Annotated in this window: 16 protein-coding genes and 3 pseudogenes; 6 read left to right on the top strand and 13 right to left on the bottom strand. The window is 38.0% G+C overall.

Annotated elements, in window-relative coordinates; all coding sequences use genetic code 11:
- Positions 1 to 88 precede the first annotated feature (88 nt).
- Entirely contained in the window at positions 89 to 433 is a 345-nt protein-coding gene (locus KV40_RS07575; RefSeq protein WP_036479567.1) for a hypothetical protein, read from the bottom strand.
- Between the two features lie 752 nt (positions 434 to 1,185).
- Here KV40_RS07575 and KV40_RS33210 point away from each other — a divergent pair.
- Positions 1,186 to 2,349, top strand: coding sequence for a YgcG family protein (locus KV40_RS33210; RefSeq protein ID WP_081942823.1), 1,164 nt, complete (start codon positions 1,186 to 1,188; stop codon positions 2,347 to 2,349).
- Positions 2,350 to 2,366: 17 nt separating this feature from the next.
- Here the strand turns inward: KV40_RS33210 and KV40_RS31975 are convergent.
- Positions 2,367 to 2,819: pseudogene (locus tag KV40_RS31975) on the bottom strand (transposase); the annotation flags it as partial.
- A 7-nt stretch (positions 2,820 to 2,826) separates the two neighbouring features.
- Here KV40_RS31975 and KV40_RS07560 point away from each other — a divergent pair.
- Both KV40_RS07560 and KV40_RS36620 read left to right on the top strand, forming a co-directional pair.
- A pseudogene (locus KV40_RS07560) lies at positions 2,827 to 4,156 on the top strand (IS1634 family transposase); the annotation flags it as partial.
- A 34-nt stretch (positions 4,157 to 4,190) separates the two neighbouring features.
- Complete coding sequence (locus KV40_RS36620) at positions 4,191 to 4,373, top strand: pentapeptide repeat-containing protein (RefSeq protein ID WP_036479565.1); 183 nt, start codon at positions 4,191 to 4,193, stop codon at positions 4,371 to 4,373.
- 34 nt (positions 4,374 to 4,407) lie between these two features.
- Here KV40_RS36620 and KV40_RS07550 read toward each other — a convergent pair whose 3' ends face one another.
- The 5 genes from KV40_RS07550 to KV40_RS07530 all read right to left on the bottom strand — a co-directional run bounded on the left by KV40_RS07550 (position 4,408) and on the right by KV40_RS07530 (position 9,684).
- On the bottom strand, positions 4,408 to 5,391 hold the full coding sequence (locus KV40_RS07550) for a hypothetical protein (protein WP_036479563.1): 984 nt from the start codon (positions 5,389 to 5,391) through the stop codon (positions 4,408 to 4,410).
- Positions 5,384 to 6,358 (bottom strand): hypothetical protein, encoded by a 975-nt coding sequence (locus KV40_RS07545; RefSeq protein ID WP_036479560.1) that lies wholly within the window; start codon positions 6,356 to 6,358, stop codon positions 5,384 to 5,386. The genes KV40_RS07550 and KV40_RS07545 overlap by 8 nt, the downstream gene beginning before the upstream one ends.
- 13 nt (positions 6,359 to 6,371) lie before the next feature.
- Positions 6,372 to 7,394 carry a serine/threonine-protein kinase gene (locus KV40_RS07540; RefSeq protein ID WP_036479557.1) on the bottom strand — a complete coding sequence of 341 codons (1,023 nt, stop codon included), beginning with the start codon at positions 7,392 to 7,394 and terminating at the stop codon, positions 6,372 to 6,374.
- A gap of 335 nt (positions 7,395 to 7,729) precedes the next feature.
- Complete coding sequence (hppD, locus tag KV40_RS07535; protein ID WP_036479554.1) at positions 7,730 to 8,794, bottom strand: 4-hydroxyphenylpyruvate dioxygenase; 1,065 nt, start codon at positions 8,792 to 8,794, stop codon at positions 7,730 to 7,732.
- A gap of 29 nt (positions 8,795 to 8,823) precedes the next feature.
- Positions 8,824 to 9,684, bottom strand: a complete 861-nt coding sequence (locus KV40_RS07530; RefSeq protein WP_036479551.1) for a methyltransferase domain-containing protein — start codon at positions 9,682 to 9,684, stop codon at positions 8,824 to 8,826.
- A 199-nt stretch (positions 9,685 to 9,883) separates the two neighbouring features.
- Here KV40_RS07530 and KV40_RS07525 point away from each other — a divergent pair, with 199 nt between their 5' ends.
- On the top strand, positions 9,884 to 10,378 hold the full coding sequence (locus tag KV40_RS07525; protein WP_036479548.1) for a hypothetical protein: 495 nt from the start codon (positions 9,884 to 9,886) through the stop codon (positions 10,376 to 10,378).
- Positions 10,379 to 10,532: 154 nt separating this feature from the next.
- On the opposite strand, the gene KV40_RS07520 is transcribed toward KV40_RS07525, so the two are convergent.
- The 3 genes and pseudogenes from KV40_RS07520 to KV40_RS07510 all read right to left on the bottom strand — a co-directional run.
- Positions 10,533 to 11,180 carry a Uma2 family endonuclease gene (locus KV40_RS07520; RefSeq protein ID WP_036479546.1) on the bottom strand — a complete coding sequence of 216 codons (648 nt, stop codon included), beginning with the start codon at positions 11,178 to 11,180 and terminating at the stop codon, positions 10,533 to 10,535.
- A gap of 143 nt (positions 11,181 to 11,323) precedes the next feature.
- Positions 11,324 to 13,081: an arginine--tRNA ligase gene (gene argS / locus KV40_RS07515; RefSeq protein ID WP_036479545.1), complete on the bottom strand. Its 1,758-nt coding sequence runs from the start codon at positions 13,079 to 13,081 to the stop codon at positions 11,324 to 11,326.
- 44 nt (positions 13,082 to 13,125) lie between these two features.
- A pseudogene (locus KV40_RS07510) lies at positions 13,126 to 13,365 on the bottom strand (tetratricopeptide repeat protein); the annotation flags it as partial.
- A 190-nt stretch (positions 13,366 to 13,555) separates the two neighbouring features.
- Between KV40_RS07510 and KV40_RS33205 the strand changes: the two are divergent.
- Entirely contained in the window at positions 13,556 to 14,710 is a 1,155-nt protein-coding gene (locus KV40_RS33205) for a transposase (RefSeq protein WP_072013782.1), read from the top strand.
- Here KV40_RS33205 and KV40_RS37270 read toward each other — a convergent pair.
- From KV40_RS37270 to KV40_RS07495, 3 genes are all read right to left on the bottom strand, one after another.
- On the bottom strand, positions 14,697 to 14,837 hold the full coding sequence (locus tag KV40_RS37270) for a tetratricopeptide repeat protein (RefSeq protein ID WP_081942802.1): 141 nt from the start codon (positions 14,835 to 14,837) through the stop codon (positions 14,697 to 14,699). The two genes, KV40_RS33205 and KV40_RS37270, sit on opposite strands and share 14 nt — an antisense overlap.
- Positions 14,815 to 15,711, bottom strand: a complete 897-nt coding sequence (locus KV40_RS07500; RefSeq protein WP_172657250.1) for a tetratricopeptide repeat protein — start codon at positions 15,709 to 15,711, stop codon at positions 14,815 to 14,817. Before KV40_RS07500 ends, KV40_RS37270 begins: the two co-directional genes overlap by 23 nt.
- A gap of 387 nt (positions 15,712 to 16,098) precedes the next feature.
- Positions 16,099 to 16,668, bottom strand: coding sequence for a Uma2 family endonuclease (locus KV40_RS07495; protein ID WP_036479540.1), 570 nt, complete (start codon positions 16,666 to 16,668; stop codon positions 16,099 to 16,101).
- Between the two features lie 152 nt (positions 16,669 to 16,820).
- Here KV40_RS07495 and KV40_RS07490 point away from each other — a divergent pair, with 152 nt between their 5' ends.
- The gene (locus KV40_RS07490) at positions 16,821 to 18,644 is read left to right on the top strand and encodes an ATP-binding protein (protein ID WP_036479537.1); all 1,824 of its coding nucleotides are present in this window, start codon (positions 16,821 to 16,823) and stop codon (positions 18,642 to 18,644) included.
- The last annotated feature ends 11 nt before the right edge of the window (positions 18,645 to 18,655 follow it).

The following is an 18,655-nucleotide window of genomic DNA, read 5'->3' as shown; positions in this document are numbered from 1 at the left end:
TGAGACTAAACATGATTTGTGCAAATGATGAATTGTACAATTGTTGATTTGTGTAAATCAAAGCCTAAATAAGTTTACTCAAACTTACTTAAAAACCAAAACCAGGAATATTTGGAATATTATTCTGTCGGCGATTTTGGTTAGTTTGCTTAGACTCGTTACTTCCGTTCCCCAATATACCTTTAAATAAGTTTTCTACAACTTTTTCCGAGATGTCAACATTGACATTGGTATCCAAAGTAGTTTTAGATGAACTACTTTGTCTGACAGTACGGCTAGAACCCGAGCCACTAGAAGTACATGTTATTCTATTGTTTGCTTCATAAGTACATTGTTTGTTAGTTTCTGCTTTGACTGGTGAATTTACTAGACCGATACTAACTACAATTGTGGTGAGACTGGCTTTAGTAATTATCTGTTTTAATACGTTCATTTTTCAATTTCAATTTAATTGGATAGCTTTTTTTATGTTGTTTTTCAACATAATATGCAATTTATAAAAGTTCAAAATTTCAATCAAAATAAATTAATCTTTTTAAAGCGGTATAAAGAAACGATTTGGAGCATCTTACTTTTTGACATTTATATATTTTTTTGATGCCTTGTCAAATATTTACAAATCTTAAATAGGATACTTTCTTTTACAGTTAACCATAAAGATAAATTAAAATTTATGTAAGCTGCGCTATTTTTGCGCTTTTAGATTCTTCCATATTTCTTACAAATTTAGTAAATGTCTATACAAATACAAGCTTAAATTAACCGCTTATGTAATAAGATTACACAAAGCAAACTCACTTTCTTATTACTACTAACCCATATAATAACACTTGTAGCACTGTATATAACACAAGAATTTTTTTCGCTTTAGCAAAAAATGTCTGTAAAGTAAAATTGCTTCAAGCTGAAAAAATTTATTGCATATTTCTTTTTTTACTTACGTATAGAGATTTAACTTCAAACAAGTTTAGAACACTCATTTTAGTGTGTTATTCATTAAAGGAACAAACTTATGTACAGACTAATTATCGACAAAAGTTTAAAAATGAATCTGGCGCTCGATAGAATCATCACGCGACTCATATAAAGATACAGATTGTATTAAATATAAGTCAAATATAGTTTTCCAGCAGATGCGTGGGTGCATTTGCTCATTACAAGTACAAATTACAGATTTATCTTTTAATGCTCAAGCATATATTTAGCCTCGGTTTTATAAGTTCGTCTATCTTATTTAGTTCTCTTACAGGACAAGCCATAACTGTAGACGAAGTGCCTTCTCCTCGCCAAACAAGCGGTGGATGGGTTACGGATATGGCAGATATATTAAGTAGCGAGACTGAAAACAAGCTCGATCAATTAATTAGTCAACAAGAACGCACAGACGGAACGGAAATTGCGGTAGTGACTGTACCCGAAACTGCTCCTGCTGCCTCTCCTGAAGATTTTGCTACCGAACTTTTTAACTATTGGGGAATTGGTAAAGCTGAGTCTAATAATGGAGTTTTACTCTTGATTTCTTATGGTGAAAATCGCGTAGAAATTGAAACTGGCTATGGTATTGAAGCTATTTTACCCGATGAACGAGTGAGTAATATTATCGATACTAAAATTATTCCTCAATATAAACAAAATGATTTCGATCGCGGTACACTTGATGGCACTCAAGCTCTAGTAAAGGCTTTAGATTCTGAGGTTTTCAATGACAATAAATGGTATTGGAGCATATTTACAATAGTTGGGAGCGGGCTAACTTTAATTGTTGGAGGAATAGTTTGGCATCAAAAACGGCGTAATAAAATTTTTGTCAAACCCAATCAAAACATTAGTTTGCACCGTATTGACAATCAAGATGTTCATTGTGCCAAATGTCATCAACCGATGGTAAGAGTCAAAACTATTAGACTAACCAAAGCACAGCAAGTAGCACAAAAACTTGGTGGAGTAAGCTATAGGGGTTTTCAATGTCCTCGCTGTAGTCTAGATATACAAGCTTACTCCATAATTGCCTATTGTTCTGATTCTAACCGCTATGATACTTGTCCTAAATGTCAGGAGTTAACAGTAACTACCACTGGAGAAGTTTTGGAAGCAGCAACCCGCCATAGTCAAGGGAAATTTCTGTCTAAAAAACAGTGTCATTGCTGCAACTATCAAACAGAACAAGTTACGATGATTCCTCGCGTTTCTTCTTCTAACAAAAGAAACAGGAACAATACTAACATTTTTCTTGCCAATCAATTTTATGACAGTGGTTCTAGCGGCGGTGGTTTTGATGGTGGTGGAAGTTCTGGTAGTGGTTTTGGCGGTGGTTCTAGCGATGGCGGTGGTGCTGGAGGTAGTTGGTAAACGTGAGTTCGATAAACTTAAAAGATAGCAGGAGGCAAAGCAGGTAAGCTTTTATCCTCCAAATCAAGAGAAGGTTTGATTGGATGATAAGTATAAGCAATTAATCCACCAAGTAGATTGACCATAAAATTGGGAATACTTCTATGTCTTGTGTGCTGAACTTGGCAAATATTCTTTAACTGGTCGTTGACCGACTCAATAATGGCTCGCTTACGAAGTAAAATCCTGTCAAGGAGAGGGACTAAGCGATTATTCATATTGTTACGATAACGAGTAATAAGCTTCAACCCTCGAGCGTAAAGCTGCTCAAATAAGGCTTTAGAGATGTACCCTTTGTCGCCAAACAACTTACCAAAAATTGACCGAGTTAAATCAGAGCCAGGCTTACGCTCATCATCTGTTGATAACTTGAGTTTTTTGGCATAATTAGACCCGACATTCCGCAGGTAAATGAGGAGTAGATGGTATTTTTAAACCATGACATCATCTACTTCAGAAATCCAAGTACAAGATCTCAATCACTACGGCATTATCGCAGGAATAGTTGACCAAATTGGTTTAGTCGAACAAATCAACCAAATTATAGGAGTACATCATCAACAAATAGTGACTCCAGGTCAAGCAGTTAAGGCGATGATTATCAATGGTCTGGGAATGGTCAGTGCGCCCCTCTACTTGTTCGATAAATTCTTTGCAGGTAAAGCTACAGAACATTTACTGGGAACAGGAATCTATCCAGAACATTTAAACGATGATTGCTTGGGCAGAGTACTAGACAAACTGTTTGAAGCAGGTTTAACCCAAGTTTTCGTAACGGTGGCTCTAGCTGCGGCAAAAAACATGAATGTAGACAGAAAAAGTTTGCATCTCGATTCGAGTTCGTTTCATGTTGATGGCGAATATGCTGAATCTGATGAAGAGACTGAATCTACAGCAATCAAAATCCAATACGGCTATTCGAGAGATCATAGACCAGACTTAAAACAATTTATGGTCGATTTAATCTGTAGCGGAGATGGTGATGTGCCACTGTATTTGCGAGTAGCAGATGGGAATGAATCAGACCGTGCTATTTTTGCTCAAATTCTCCGAGAATTTCGCGCCTCATGGAATGTAGACGCGCTGTTTGTCGCTGATGCGGCTCTGTACAGCAAACAAAATTTACAACAAATGAAATCTTTGAGATGGTTGTCGAGAGTGCCAGCCWCCCTGAGTGATGCTCGACAACTGTTAAGTATTAATGACGAAGCTTTAGTCAGTAGCGCAGTAGAGGGATATGCCGTTGCTGAATGCTGTAGCAATTATGCTGGTATTCCACAGCGTTGGCTAGTCGTCGAAAGTCAAGCCAGACAAGAAGCTGCTCTCAAGCAATTGGAACAGCAGGTAGCCAAAAGCCTTGATTCGGCTCAAACTAAACTCAACCAATTATGCCGACAAAGATTTGCTCGGTCTTCCAGATGCACTCCAAGCAGCAAGAGATTTTGAACGCCAATTAAGATGGCATCAACTGGCTGATTTAGAGATAGTCGAACGTTCTGAATATAAACACTCTGGTAGACCCAGTAAATATCAAAAGCCAACCAACAGCTATTACCAGATTAAAGCTCGTCTCAGTTCTAATCAACTAGCGATCGCTACAGAAAAGCAACGTGCAGGAAGATTTATTTTGGCTACCAATGTTTTGGATGCCAAACTTATTAGTAATTCCGAGTTATTGGTTGAATATAAAGCACAACAATCGCCCGAACGTGGTTTTCGCTTTCTCAAAGATCCATTGTTTTTTACCAGTAGTGTTTTTCTTAAGTCTCACGTTGAACGGTTACGATTTGGAGAGAACTAATTTGCAGGAGGCTAATCTACTAGGGACTAACCTGCAAAATGCTGATTTAAGAGGAGCAAATTTATTCGGTGCGAAAATCCCTAATTTTGAAAAGCCATACTATGACGTTAGTGATGGGACTTATCCCAAGTTAAACGGTGCAGCTATGCTCGACGGAACAATTTATTCGGGTGAAGATCGCTAAAATGTTGGCTAGAGATATTTGTCCTCTCGATAAATTAAAACCAACTGGAATTATCTTGAGTAGATTTTTTATATTTAAATCCAAAGTCATCTTGCGCTTCTGTTTCTGTATTATGTAGCGATTTAACTTTTACTTTACTAGTAAAATTTTCTACTAATTCTTGTCCTAGCGTAGCTGCATAGTTAGCGTGATAGATGGTAAGTTCTAGATCGCTTTTGACTTTATTAGTTATGCTTTTTGAAAGCGATCGCGTTACTGGTTGTGCTGGTGGAAGTTGTTTTTGAGTAGCAATTCGCTCTTTAATAGTAAAACCATCTACACTTGTAAGGGTTTGATTTAAAAATGGACTGTTACTAAAGTAGCGATCGCTATTTATATTGAGGCAAAGAGAAATTGGGTAAGGACAAACTGCTGCTGCCAGCCATAGTTGCCAATCGTGTTGGCGTTCGCTTTGCCAGAAAAACACGCGATCGGGCTGCTTTTGTTGGTGGTTTAATTCTTCGATCGCGGCTAAAGTTACATCTGCTGTTAGTTTGGCTGGAGAAAGAATAGTTTGATATTTAGTAACTATAGGTTTTTTGCTGTTCTGATGATAATCTTCAATCGTCCAAACTTGGCGAACGTATTGATAGAGATTGGCAAAATCTTGTAGATGTTCGGTGTAGGTAGGAAAATCTAAATAAGATTGTGAAGCGTTAAGTTGAGTTACATAGCCAACAAAAATATAGAGAGGTCTGCCACGATTATCTTTAGTTGGTATTGATGTTCCAGCTAAATCCATGCTGCTAACTAAATCCCGTACCATACAGGTAACGCCGATCGCGCAATGAGTTTCATTTTTAAATAGCGACCAACGAGGATGAGCGGGTAAGTTTCTGGCTTTACGAGTGGTGGCAAAAATATATTTTGATGCCCAACTAATTTCTTTCTCGCCAAAGTCTTCGGGAATGGCGATAAAGCGAAAATCAAGATGATAGCTACGTCCGTATACAATTGCCGCCCACTTTCGTTCAGACATCTGCTGTCACCTCATTACCACTGAAAAATAGTGAAACTTGCTGTAATTCTTCTGCTAGTAATTTCATATTTTTTTCGACAGTAGTAAGTTGAGTTTCGCAATCTTGTAATTCTGCTGATTTGGATTTAATTTCTCGCTCTTTGAGTAATTGCCAGAGAGCATTAGTTTTTTTCATTTCCTCAACTGTTTGCCCCGCGCGATCGCGTTTTTCTTTTAGTTCGATGCCCCATTTTCTTAGCTGGGCATAAACGGCAAATACAATCGGCAAATGAACGTTTACAGGTACAATATCGCCACCGTGAGGATCGTCACTCAAGTCTTTACCCAGACTAACGGGACAAATCATTACCAGCCAACCCGAATTTGGTGTAAACAAAGCTTGAAATAATTTTTTGATGTCGGCAATAATCTCTTGTTTTTCACGATGCTGACAGAGATCGTATTTGGTAATGATAATAGCAATGGGAAAAGGACGATTGGAACTAGGAATTGTGTCGTGGCTGACGTATTGCTGAATAAATTGATTCATGCGATCGCTTTTTAGCTGACGGACTGTAGACAGGGTAAGCTTTTCTGTTAGGTGTTCTCCCGATACGCACAAAAACAAACATTGAGACTGGGTGAGATAATCGCTCAATTCTTTAACATCGACTTCTTCCGAGCGATCGCTCAATGCCAAACCCCTATAATCCAGCCATTCAAAACCAATTAAAGGACGAAAACCATAGCTAAAGTTAAATGAATACTTTTCCATCTCTGCCGCGTTGGGTGTGGGCCAGCGGTCTTCTCCCTCAACGGCAATCAATCGTTCCCATCGTTCGGTCAGGTCTAAATCCGTATCCATATCTTTTGCCGCCAGGGTAAAACCCTGTACTCCTGTCTGCATGACGGCGTACATCCCTAGTAAATAACTGGTTTTTCCCGCTCCCGTAGTTCCCAATAGGGCAATTTTAATATCTTCTATCATGCTAAATCGTTCCTTAAAACCAGCGATCTTCACTGTTACGAGTAGTTTTTATACCTGGAGTTGAAGCTATTGTAGATGTTGCGAACGCACTCCAGGGATCTCGAACAGAATGATAAAAATGAATTTTTGGTGTTTTTGTTTTTGGCAGTGGTTGGCACAAGTCTCGATCTAGCAGTTCGAGAAATTCTCGTACCGATTGCGATCGCTGTTCGATATTCATGACCATAGCTTTACTAATTGCTTGGGAAACATGGGGGCTAATCTGCGAATTGAGTTGACGAGCTTCTTTTAATTCTACTCCTGCCGCTCTTTCAACGGCAGAGATCGGAACGCTACCAGTAAGCAGATGATAGAGGGTTGCACCCAAAGCATAAACATCGGTAAAAGAACCATGCTGTAAAGCTCTACCATATTGTTCTAAAGGTGCGTATCCTGGTGTCACCATAGCAGTAAATTTTTTAAAATTGTGGCTGGTAAAGTCTCTTGCCGCACCAAAATCAATTAATACTACTCGCTCATCATCTGCCAGCATGATATTGCTGGGTTTAATATCGCGATGTAAAAATCTTGCCTGATGCAAAACTTCTAATGCTTGTCCGATCTTGGCAATATAATAAAGAGCCTCGGCTTCTTTTAACCTGCCACCGCGCTCTTTAAGCTTTTCTGTCAGGGTTTTGCCCTGTAGATACTCCATAACCATATAGGCAGTATTGTTCTCTTCAAAATAATGAAACACCTTAACAATGCCCGTATGGTTGAATTGACCTAAAGTTCGTCCCTCCTGCAAAAACTTTTGTTTGGCACTTCTGTAAGTAGTAAGATTCCATTTTCCCGCAGAAACTACCGAACTCCCTTCTCGCCAGCAACCTTCAGGAAAAAACTCTTTTATCGCTACAGGTCGATTTAGTCTGGTATCCGTTCCGCGATAGGTGATTCCAAAACCTCCTTGACCTAGTGGTTTAGTAATTTGATATTCGCCATCAGCCAAGCAAATACCGGGACCGAGAATACCATCAATCCTGGTAGAAGCGATCATAAACAGTAATTCTCCTACGATACTTTAGTTTATTTTATAAAGGTTTAATTTTATTGAAATAATCGCACTTAAAAGTAATAAAATCGATACGGCACTCGCAATTATATTCACTCTTTTTGACTGTTTTAATTGTATCAGTCGCTGTTATTAACTATAAAAACATTACCAATAATTTATAAACAATAAATAAAAAAGCTAAAAACTACATATCAAAATTTTATATCTTATGCAATTTTTATGAAACTTTTAAATTTTTGCTACAAATCAATAAAAAAAAGTCTAATTACTGTCTGCTGTCTTTTAACAATGTCTCTAGTTAATTTGAAAAATCAATTTTATCGATTACTTTGTTCTCTTTCCACTGCTTCAAATAAAGCTTGAAAATTACCTTCACCAAAACCCGTAGCTTGTTGTCTGCGTTCGATAAACTCTAGAAAAAAAGTCGGTCGCTCAAAAATTGGTTTGGTAAAGGTTTGCATCAATAGCGATCGCGGATGCTCGCGCTGCCAATCGATTAAAATTTCTGTCTGTTCGATTGCTTGCCATTCTCGCGCCGAAAGAGATAAGCGATCGCCTGATTTTTGTTCGATTTGCCGATAATAAGCCTTGGGAATTGCTAAAAAAGCTACCTCACGCGATCGCATATAGTTAACCGCATCAATTAGATTGTCACAGCGCAACGCCAAGTGCTGAATACCACTGCCACCATTAAAATCTAAAAATTCTTGAATTTGAGAACTAGCAGAAGTAGGTTCGTTGAGATTGAACTGCACTTTACCGCTAGCATCGGCTAAAGCCTCGCTATATAAACCAGAGCGATCGGTTTTAATCTTAAAACTCTGCCGAACCTGTAAACCAAACAAACTTTGATACCAGGCAGTTGCGGCTTTTAATTGTCCAGCAGCGACATTAAGAACTATATGATCGATGTCGATAATACCCGAACTGCTGTTACAGGCGATTTCGGTTTGTCGTTCTTTACCTATTGGTAAAAAGCTTATCGGCTCATCGCCACTAGTTTCAATCAAAGTATGTTCTAAAGAATCCCAACCAACAATCTTAGCTACTTTTACGTTTCCCCGTTCGGTTTTTTGAATTTGAGGAAATCGTAAAATTTTAACTCCAAGATCTCTGGCTTTATCAATTACCGCTTTTAAACTGTTAACTTTAAAAGCTATATCGGCGACACCAGAAGGATGCTTCTGAAGATAGCGAAAAACTGGACTGCGCGAATTTAATGGCGATGAGATTAATAAAAATACCGAATTACCAGCAATAACTTCAGTCTGAGTATAGTTATCGAGGCTTTTGGCGATCGCTTGAAAATCTAGATTACGAATAAACCAGTTGCTCGTTTCTGCTGCATTTCTGGTGTAAAAATGTACGTAAGCAATTTCCATAAAGCTGAGATTAATGTTACCGATCTTATTTACTTAGTAGCATAGATCGTCCCAAAGCGAATCAACCCCCGTTCGTAACCGCGACTCATTAAGATTAAAGACAAAGCCCCTCGAAGCGTCTCCCAACCCGCTTTAAGTATACCTGTAACTGTTTGCCAATTCATTGCCGAACCAATCACAATATCCCAAAAGGGCGCGACTGCCATCGACCAGTCATCAGCATGTAGATTTTTAAACCCGCAGTCTTTAGCAATGGTTACATACTCTGACAGTGAAATCACGTAAGGTAGGCAGTAAACTCGATAAATATCTTGTAGATGCTCTATTTCACTAGTAGTTAATTCACCAGCTACCGAACTAGTCTCGCGATGACACCAGGTAGCCATGATTAATTTGCCTCCAGGCTGAAGTACCCGATAGCATTCGCGCATGAATTTAGCTTTATCGGGCATGTGTTCGCCACTTTCTAAAGACCAAACTAAATCGAAACTATTATCTTCAAAAGGCATTTCTAACGCATTGGCAACCTGAAAACCAACTCTATCTCCTAATCCTGCCGCGATCGCTCTTTCTGTGGCTCTTTCTGCCTGTTTGGGAGACAAAGTAATTCCTTTGGCTTTTGCGCCAAACTTCTCGGCTAAATACAGCGTGCTGCCACCGATACCACAACCGACATCGACAATATTCTGTGGTGCATTCTCTTTATCTTTGCAGTCTGCCCAGATTAGTAACTCTTCAATCAGATCGATCTGTGCCTGACGGCGATTCATTTTGTAGTTACCAGCTCGACCGTAGTAGCCATGATGCATGTGTTCGCCCCAGGTTTGTTCCCAAAGTCCGCTAGAAGCGTCATAAAATTCGCGAATATCACGATATAGATTGTTGCTCATCGATTAGAATTGATTTATTTAACCTGTCTAAAAGTAGACAATAGGATTAATTTTAGTACTTTTGACAATGAATACCTACAATCTTTGAGATATCAAAGGTTGTCAAGAAGTAAGAGTCAGAAATAATGAAAAACATTAAAAGATGATTTCTAAACAATAAATAAATTAAAATCGCTGATTTTATGAATGTTAATCAATAATGATTCAAATCACGTTAAATAATCAAGATTTTTTATACTATAGGCTTGTATTATTAATAGTCAATAGTATAGGTATGCGTATAAAATTCTTGTGTTTAGCGATCGCCTTTTTTATTATTTCGCCTTTAAAAGTAGAAGCAAAAAAAATAGTTTGTATTCCTCCAAAGTTTAGTAATCGCTTAAGCAATTTATCAAATTATGCTTATGGTGAACTTAATAAAAAAGAATGGCAAACACTTGTTAAGAGAAATCTAAAAACTAAAACAAACACTCTTAACAATGCAAAACGTGGTTTAACTTTATATGAAACTCAGTTAATATTAAGGTTTAGTGGCGAAAAAATCAAAAGTGCCTGTGACGGAGAAGCCGAATATTGGGTTTGGATAGACAAAAATAATAAAAAAGCAGTTCATATTATTTTTTTCGGAGAAAAGAAAAACAATTACACCATAAATGAATTGAGAATAAATATTCTAAAAGGAATAGGTTTTTGATTGAACTTCACCTATCGTTATGTTTGAGTTAGTTTGGTTCAAAGTTCACTCATTTTATTTTCTGGCGATCGCAATCTTAAAATTAGACAGCCTGTAACTTTAACTCGATTTGTTAAAAAATAGTAAACTTAGCAATTTCGAGCAAATTGCGATTTTATTGCCTTATTTGTGCCTCGATCCAGTTTCTAAAAGCCTTAACTCCCTTATTTCGCCCTTGAATCTTACACTGCTGCAAATATTGAGAAATAACTTCGACAATCGCTCCAAGCTTAGAAAAATGACAACTTATTTGAGACTCTACATATTTACCATTCACTAAAACCAATATTTGTAACTTGTCTTCCTCAAATCGCCAAAGTTCTTTAATTCCCAGTGCTTCATATAAATCTAAATGAGTACGAGAAGTAAGATCGACTTCTATAGCTAAATCTGGTGGTGGATCGGTTGCCAGGTCGATTCTTTTTTTGCCTCTAATTAAAGCTTCATTTTGAATGTAAAAGCAATTATCTGGTTCGATACCTTTCGCCATCACGCGATTCTTAAATGTGGTAGAACCTAGAGGACAAAATTCAATGTCTAACTCTTCTAGTAAAACTTTAATCAAATCCCCAATTAATTCCTTATTATTTTCGTGTTCTGGTAACGGGGTCATAATTTCTAAGCTGCCGCAGTCGTAAGCAATTCTGGAAGCGCGATGTTCTTTCAAATCCGCTAAAATTGCCTCAAACTCTTGCCAACTAATATCTTCTAGCAGTACTGTTTGTCCTGGGGGTACGCAGATACGGTTAATTTCTAAGAGCATATTTAAAATTGCCGACTGCTATGGGTCGAGTTTTCAAGTTCACAGTGATTTAGATCTTAAGTAAATCTTAGCAACTGCTTGAGGAAAAATTTTCATTCGGTTCGTAATGTGCGATCGCATCATCAAAGTAGAATCTATTTTGCCTACATTCTCTCTAAAACTTTAATTCCCAATAAAGATAAACCTAGTTTTAAAGTACGAGCGGTTAAATCTGCTAACAATAAGCGAGAAGTAAGCTGGGGTTCTACCGAATTTAAGATCGGGCAATCTTCGTAGAATTTATTAAACTTTTGACTGAGTTCAAATAAATACTGGCAGATGCGATTTGGTAGTAAGTTTGCTTCTACCTCTTTAATAACCTCTTCAAACTGTAAGAGATGTTTGGCGAGTACCAGTTCGGCATCTTCTGTTAGAGAAATTTGGCGTTCGCTCTCTAACCGTTCAAAGTCAATATTTCCCTTGCGACTAATGCCTTGTGGTCTGACATAAGCATAAAGTAAATAAGGTGCGGTGTTACCTTTAAGATCGAGCATCTTATCGTAGTCAAATTTGTAATCCGAGGTACGATTTTGACTGAGATCGGCATATTTAACCGCACTTATACCTACTGTCTGAGAAACGTTATTGATAAATTCCTCTGTTTCGCTTCTGTCTTCTTCTGCCAGTCTGGTTTCTAAATCTTTGCGAGTGCAGTTTACTGCTTCTGAGAGTAAATCTTTTAATTTAATAGTTTCACCCGATCGCGTCTTTAACTTTTTACCGTCTTTGCCCAAAACCAAACCAAACGGAACGTGAACTACTTCTACTTGTTCTGGTAATATTCCCGCTCTTCTTGCTACCTGAAAAACTGCGGCAAAGTGATTGGCTTGTCCTGCATCGGTGACATAAATAATGCGATCGGCTTCATCTTCTTTAATTCGGTATTTTAATGCAGCTAAATCGGTAGTGGCATAGTTAAAACCCCCATCTGTTTTTTGCACGATTAAGGGTAAAGGATCGCCGTCTTTATTGGTAAATCCTTCTAAAAAGACACATTTAGCACCTTCACTTTCCTCTAACAGATTTTCTGCTTCTAACTGTTGGACAATATCGAGCAGCAAAGGATTGTAAAAAGACTCTCCTCGTTCGGTTAGTTTGATATCTAATAAATCGTAAATAACCTGAAATTCACGACGCGATTGATCGCATAATAACTGCCAGGCATGACGACTATCTTCGGCACCTGCCTGCAATCTAACTACTTCTTTTCTGGCTGTTTCTTTAAATTCTGGATCTTCATCAAAACGGACTTTGGCTTTTTTATACAGCGAAACCAAATCGCCAATATTTAAAGCATCGGCAGTAGTTAAGGCTTCGGGATAAGTTTCTCTAAGGTAAGCAATCAACATCCCAAATTGAGTTCCCCAATCACCAATATGATTGAGACGCAAAACGTCATGTCCCCGGAATTCCAAAATACGGGCGATCGCATCACCAATAATCGTCGATCGCAAGTGTCCGACGTGCATCTCTTTGGCAATGTTAGGACTGGAAAAATCTACTACTACTTTTTGCGGTAATGTTACAGGCTCGATTCCCAGGCGATCGCTACTCTGAATCTTACTTAAGTGGGCGGCGAGATAGCTAGGCTTAATACTGAAGTTAATAAAACCAGCACCAGCTATGTTAGGAGTTTCGCAAATACTATCTACTTCCAGCTTATCAATAATAGATTGAGCGATTTCTCTCGGCGATCGCTTGAGTTTTTTAGCCAGAGACAAAGCCGCATTTGATTGATAATCGCCAAATTTGGGATTACTTGCAGGGGCGACTAATGGATCTGTATCGGCTAATTCCGAACCAAAAGCGGCAACTAAAGCTTGACTGACTGAGGTTTTAAGCTGTTTTAGGATAGATGTCATGTTATCGGGGACGAGAGGAGATGCTTACTATAAATGATAAATAATTAATCTAGCATCGAAGTATGGGGTAATTGTCTTAAGTAAGGCAACTGTTTTAAAAGATTTTCAATTTTTTCTGCCTCGGCAATTTTACCTTGTGAAAGAAACAACCGTCGCGCTTTTTGTAAGTTAGTTTTAGCTGCTTTAAAGTTTCCTATTTCCAGATACAACAAACCCAAGTTAGTGTAAGCTTTAGCAAATTCAGAATCTAATTTCAGGGCGCGATCGTAGTTCACCAAAGCTAATTTGAATTTATTCTATTTATAGCAATGGTTCGGACAATTTTAGGAAAGAAGACAAAAAAAAGCTATCCATCAGATAAGGTAAAAGTATTGAATGATTACCGCAAATGGACAGCATCAAAATAATTATACAAAGCCTACTGGTTTCAGTGGGTGATTTAGCAAACCCCAACAAAAATTTCTGATAACCTTATTGTCAACTCTTATCATTGTTTGTGGACGAGCTACTTTCACCAACTTAAGTCGTTACAGTCAAATTTGTGAGCGTACCTATCGAAGACAGTATCAGCGTTCATTCAACTTTATAAGATTCAATCAAACATTAATTCAGCAAGCAATTGAACCTCATTCTCAAATAATCTTGGCAGTAGACTGCTCATTTATCCCTAAGAGTGGCAAACAAACTTATGGTCTAGATTACTTCTACAATGGGAGTGCAGCTAAAATAGAAAAAGGGCTGGAAATATCAGCAATGGCAGTAGTAGATGTCACCAATAACATCAGCTACAGTCTTAGTGTTCGACAAACACCAGCAACATCAAAGGCTCAGACAAAGTCTAAATCAGAGAAGAGTCAACAACCTGAAACAACTAGAATCAATCACTATCTTCAACAACTAGCAGCAACTCGCCCTTATCTTCCACCCTCGCTACAATATGTAGTTACCGATGGATTTTACAGTAAAATCAAGTGGGTCAACGGAGTTACAGATTTAGAACTAGAAGCAATTGGTAAATTGCGTCGAGATGCCGATTTACGTTACCCAGATCAAGGTGAGTACTCTCGACGAGGTAGACCTCGTAAATATGCTGGCAAAGTCGATTTGACTGACTACAGCAACTTTGAGTGGGTAACTCAATTAACAGATGATATGGAGTTATACACTGCTGTTGTCTGGTCAATTAGTCTCAAACGCAAAATTCGCTTGGTTTATCTACTTAGAACTTCTGAATCAAGCTCCAGCAGTTATGCAGTTTTATTCTCCACCGACCTCAAACTAGATGCTTACTCTATTTATCTCTACTATAAGGCTCGCTTTCAAATTGAGTTTTTGTTTCGTGACAGCAAGCAATTTACTGGTTTAGCCGATTGTCAGGCTCGCGATCGCGCCAAACTTGATTTTCATTTTAATAGTTCTTTGACTGCTCTTAATCTTGCTAAATGGGATGCTGTTCAACAACATGATTGTGATACCGATTTTGTCTTTTCAATGGCAAGTTATAAACGGCGTGCGCTCAATCATCATTTACTCGAACTATTTATTGACCAGTTAGGTCTTGAGCCAACTTTGATTAAATCCCATCCCAATTACTACAACCTTTATGACTATGGAACTATAGCTGCTTAGTTTTGTCCGAACCATTGTTATAGTAAACAAGACCTCTATTAAAGTAAGCTTTAGGTAGTTCGGAATTTAGTTCTAAAGCGCGGTTGAAATCTGTTAAAGCCAACTCAAATTTTTTTTTGTTCGGCATAAGCCACACCGCGATTCATATACACTTCGTCTAATTCAGGGTCTAGTTCGAGAGCGCGATTATAGTCTGCTAGTGCCAGTTCGGTTTTGCCTTGCTCTTTATAAAGAACACCGCGATTAACATGTGCTTTGACTGATTCAGCGTCTAGTTCGATGGCGCGACTATAGTCTGCTAGTGCAGGTTCGGTTTTGCCTTGCTTTTCGTATAGAAGCCCTCGATCGAAGTATACGGGTGTATAGTTAGGAAAAAGCTTAAGAGCGCGGTTAAAATCCGCTAGAGCTAATTCAAATTTTCCTCGATCTGCGTAAATAAGACCTCGACCATAATAAGCTTGAGCTAGGTTGGGCTTAAGTTCGAGAGCGCGATTGTAGTCTGACAGAGCTGCTTCAGATTTCTTATGCTCTGCACGAACAAGACCTCGACCGTAATAAGCTTCTGCTAATTTAGGATTAAGTGTGAGAGCGTATTTAAAATCCGCTAGAGCTAATTCAAATTTTTCTCGCTCTGCGTAAATAAGACCTCGACCGTAATAAGCTTCTGCTAATTTAGGATTAAGTATGAGAGCGTATTTAAAATCCGCTAGAGCTAATCCTGATTTTTTCTGATAAAAATAAATAAGACCTCGACCGTAATAAGCTTCTGCAAATTCAGGATTTAGTTCGAGAGCTGTATTAAAGTCAGCTAAGGCTAAACCTAGTTTTTCCATATAGTGGTAAACAATACCTCGATTATAATAAGCAGAGACATAGTTAGGATTGAGTTCGAGAGCGCGGTTAAAGCTAATTAGAGCCAAATTCAGTTTTCCTCGCTCGCGATAAACTTTACCGCGATTATTGTAAGCTTCAGCATCGTCTAGGATAAGTTGAGTTGACAAATTATTAGTATAAATATCCCAATTAGACTTTCTTTCATTGTTTTTTAGTTCAGAAACAGTGTTTCCATGACTTAGTAGATTATACGTAGAGATACTTGACAGACTAAATATAGAAGTTGCAGCAGCAATTTTGACTATAAATTTAAAATACATTACTCATATAAAACAAAAATAAAACTTAAAGTATCAATGACGCACAACTGTCTATTTTTGATTCCAATTGCTAATAAATGTATCTTGTCGTTTAAATCTACTTACTACACATAAAACTTTACTGCTTGTCTGCTAAGTGAAACGCATTGCGAAGACTTACTACTATAATTATTGCGATCGCGATAATTAACTTTAATTACACTACCACTATTAAAGAGTCGAATTGAATTTAATCTACAATACAAACAATTGACTGACTAAACAGCTAAAGTTTGGTAATAGAGAAAAAGTAATAATATCATTTTCTAATAAGGTAGTTACTAATATCAATCGCGCATTTTTCCGACTATAAATAGCAACTTGTTTGGACAATCTGTCGCAAATCCAATATTCGGAAACACCATGAAGAGAGTATAGTTTCAACTTAGCTTCTTTATTTCTGTCTTCGTTGTTTTTTCCTGGAGGTAACACTTCAATTACTAACTCAGGCGCGCTTAACAAATGTCCCGCTTTGTCTTCAACTTGAGCTAATCTTTCTTGACTTATCCAAACCACATCGGGAATTACACTATCAATGTCAGATAAAATTACTACAGGTGCGATAATTGTCTCTCCTAAACCACTGCTTTCAGACCATTCATCGAGATAGCGAAACAACTTACCACAAACTCTTTGATGTAGATGATGGGGCGATCTAGTTACAAACAGTTCTCTATCAATGATTTCATAATTAACCGAATCATTTTGAGGAAGAAGTGGTATATCTCTAATTGTCCAAAATACTTTTTCAGCAATTCGAGCCATTTTTTAGAGTTTTTTCTTTATTTTGAATTAATTTTAGCAATATTGTTTTGGTGTAGTGAAATAGCGATCGCTTGCCAAAAAAATATTTCTCTAACTCTCAAACTCAATTACAATCTAAAATTGAGTTTAATTAATCGGCTATCTAATTAGCTATGAAGCTAAAAAGCAAAATTTTGCTTGGCTACAGTTTATCTTGGGCTTTGGTTATTCTAGTTGGTATTTTAGGAATAGCCAATCTCAGGCGTTTGGGAAAAGCTAGCGGAGCAATTTTGCAGGAAAACTATCATAGTATTCTAGCAGCAAGAAACACGATTGATGCTCTCGAACGACAGGACAGTGCAGTACTTCTGTATTTATTAGAAAACAAAATTCAGGGAAGGCAACAGTTTCGCCAAAACCAAATTGAATTTTTAAAATGGCTGGGAAAAGCTGAGGGCAATATTACCATTCTAGGAGAAGCCAAAATTATCGATCGCATCGAAGCTCGTTATGAAACTTATCTAGCAGCTTTTGCTCGTCTACAGCAGCAAACTAATCATACTACCACAAATTATTACGATACTATAGTCCCAATTTTTGACGATATTAAAGCCGCCTGTATCGAATTGAGACTCATCAATCAAGAAACTATGGAAGCCACTTCCGAAGAAGCTGAGGAAGTATCAAAACAGGCAATTTGGTCGACGGCGATCGCTGGAGTTACAGCCGCAGGTGTAGGGTTGGCATTTAGCTTGTTGCTGACTCGTCGCATCGTCGAACCGCTAACGGCAATGACTCATGCTACTAGTAAAATTGCCTCTGGAAAATACGACATTGCCTTACAAGTCAAATCTCAAGATGAACTAGGAATTTTAGCGCGAGAAATTAACGTCATGAGCCAAAAACTCAAGGCATTTCACGAGCTTAATGTTGGTAGGGTAATTACCGAAAAACAACGTAGTGAAGCGATCGTGCAGAGTATTGCCGATGGTATTATTGTCGTCGATAGCGAACTCAAAATTATTGCCATCAATCCCATTGCGGCAGATATTGCTAACGTCAAATCTTTACTGGCTAGGGACAATCATTTTTTAGATGTCTTTAGCGATCGCACGCTTTACGAGCATCTAAAAAAAGCTGCACAAACTGGCAAACCACCTGAATTAAAAGATGAGCGCGAAATCCTCACCGTCGAACGAGGCGAACATACTCTTTATTACCGCTTTGCTATTACACCAGTAATTAGCGATACCGATAGCGTTATTGGAGCAATTCTGTTATTGCAAAACGTCACTAAGCTAAAAAAATTAGATAATCTAAAGAGCGAGTTTGTTGCTACGGCTTCTCACGAACTACGCACCCCGCTTACAGGGATATTGATGAGCCTCAACTTACTCAGCGAAACTACTGCCGACAAATTATCAAAATCGGAATTAGAACTTTTAGAAAGCGCGGTAGAGGATGTCGAAAGATTGCGCAGTTTGGTTAACGATCTACTCGATCTCTCTAAAATTGAGTCTGGTAAATTAGAACTAGAATACACTCCCGTCGAAGTTAATTTTTTGTTGGATAAAGCAATAGCTGCTTTTAAAATACAGGCCGAACAAAAAGATATCAAATTAATCGAGCGATCTCTATCAGAAGATATAAATGTAAAAATAGATGCTAATAAAATTGTTTGGGTATTAACTAATTTGATTGCTAACGCCTTACGTTACAGCGAAGCAGGAGGAAAAATCACCATTGGTGCGACGGCTAGAAATAGTTGGGTAGAAATCTTCGTCGCCGATGAAGGAGCGGGAATACCTTTAGAGTATCAAAGCAAAATCTTCGATAAATTCGTCCAGGTAGAAACAGAAAAAGATGTCGGTGGCAGTGGGTTGGGATTGGCTATTTGTAAAGAAATGGTTCGCGCTCACGGAGGTAGAATTTGGATTGATTCTACTGTAGGCAAGGGTAGCACTTTTACATTTACCGTTCCTATTAGCAACAGTTAATTATAAATACA

It is taken from the genome of Myxosarcina sp. GI1 (genome assembly GCF_000756305.1).
Classification (GTDB): domain Bacteria; phylum Cyanobacteriota; class Cyanobacteriia; order Cyanobacteriales; family Xenococcaceae; genus Myxosarcina.
The sequence above is the reverse complement of the archived record's forward strand: the minus strand, read 5'-3'. Positions and strand labels throughout refer to the sequence as shown.

Bases quoted from the DNA above. Each gene is read 5' to 3' on its own strand.
- KV40_RS07575 (WP_036479567.1), bottom strand. From the start codon at position 433: ATGAACGTATTAAAACAGATAATTACTAAAGCCAGTCTCACCACAATT.
- KV40_RS33210 (WP_081942823.1), top strand. From the start codon at position 1,186: ATGCTCAAGCATATATTTAGCCTCGGTTTTATAAGTTCGTCTATCTTA.
- KV40_RS07550 (WP_036479563.1), bottom strand. From the start codon at position 5,391: ATGTCTGAACGAAAGTGGGCGGCAATTGTATACGGACGTAGCTATCAT.
- KV40_RS07545 (WP_036479560.1), bottom strand. From the start codon at position 6,358: ATGATAGAAGATATTAAAATTGCCCTATTGGGAACTACGGGAGCGGGA.
- KV40_RS07540 (WP_036479557.1), bottom strand. From the start codon at position 7,394: ATGATCGCTTCTACCAGGATTGATGGTATTCTCGGTCCCGGTATTTGC.
- hppD (WP_036479554.1), bottom strand. From the start codon at position 8,794: ATGGAAATTGCTTACGTACATTTTTACACCAGAAATGCAGCAGAAACG.
- KV40_RS07530 (WP_036479551.1), bottom strand. From the start codon at position 9,684: ATGAGCAACAATCTATATCGTGATATTCGCGAATTTTATGACGCTTCT.
- KV40_RS07525 (WP_036479548.1), top strand. From the start codon at position 9,884: ATGATTCAAATCACGTTAAATAATCAAGATTTTTTATACTATAGGCTT.
- KV40_RS07520 (WP_036479546.1), bottom strand. From the start codon at position 11,180: ATGCTCTTAGAAATTAACCGTATCTGCGTACCCCCAGGACAAACAGTA.
- argS (WP_036479545.1), bottom strand. From the start codon at position 13,081: ATGACATCTATCCTAAAACAGCTTAAAACCTCAGTCAGTCAAGCTTTA.
- KV40_RS37270 (WP_081942802.1), bottom strand. From the start codon at position 14,837: ATGCCGAACAAAAAAAAATTTGAGTTGGCTTTAACAGATTTCAACCGC.
- KV40_RS07495 (WP_036479540.1), bottom strand. From the start codon at position 16,668: ATGGCTCGAATTGCTGAAAAAGTATTTTGGACAATTAGAGATATACCA.
- KV40_RS07490 (WP_036479537.1), top strand. From the start codon at position 16,821: ATGAAGCTAAAAAGCAAAATTTTGCTTGGCTACAGTTTATCTTGGGCT.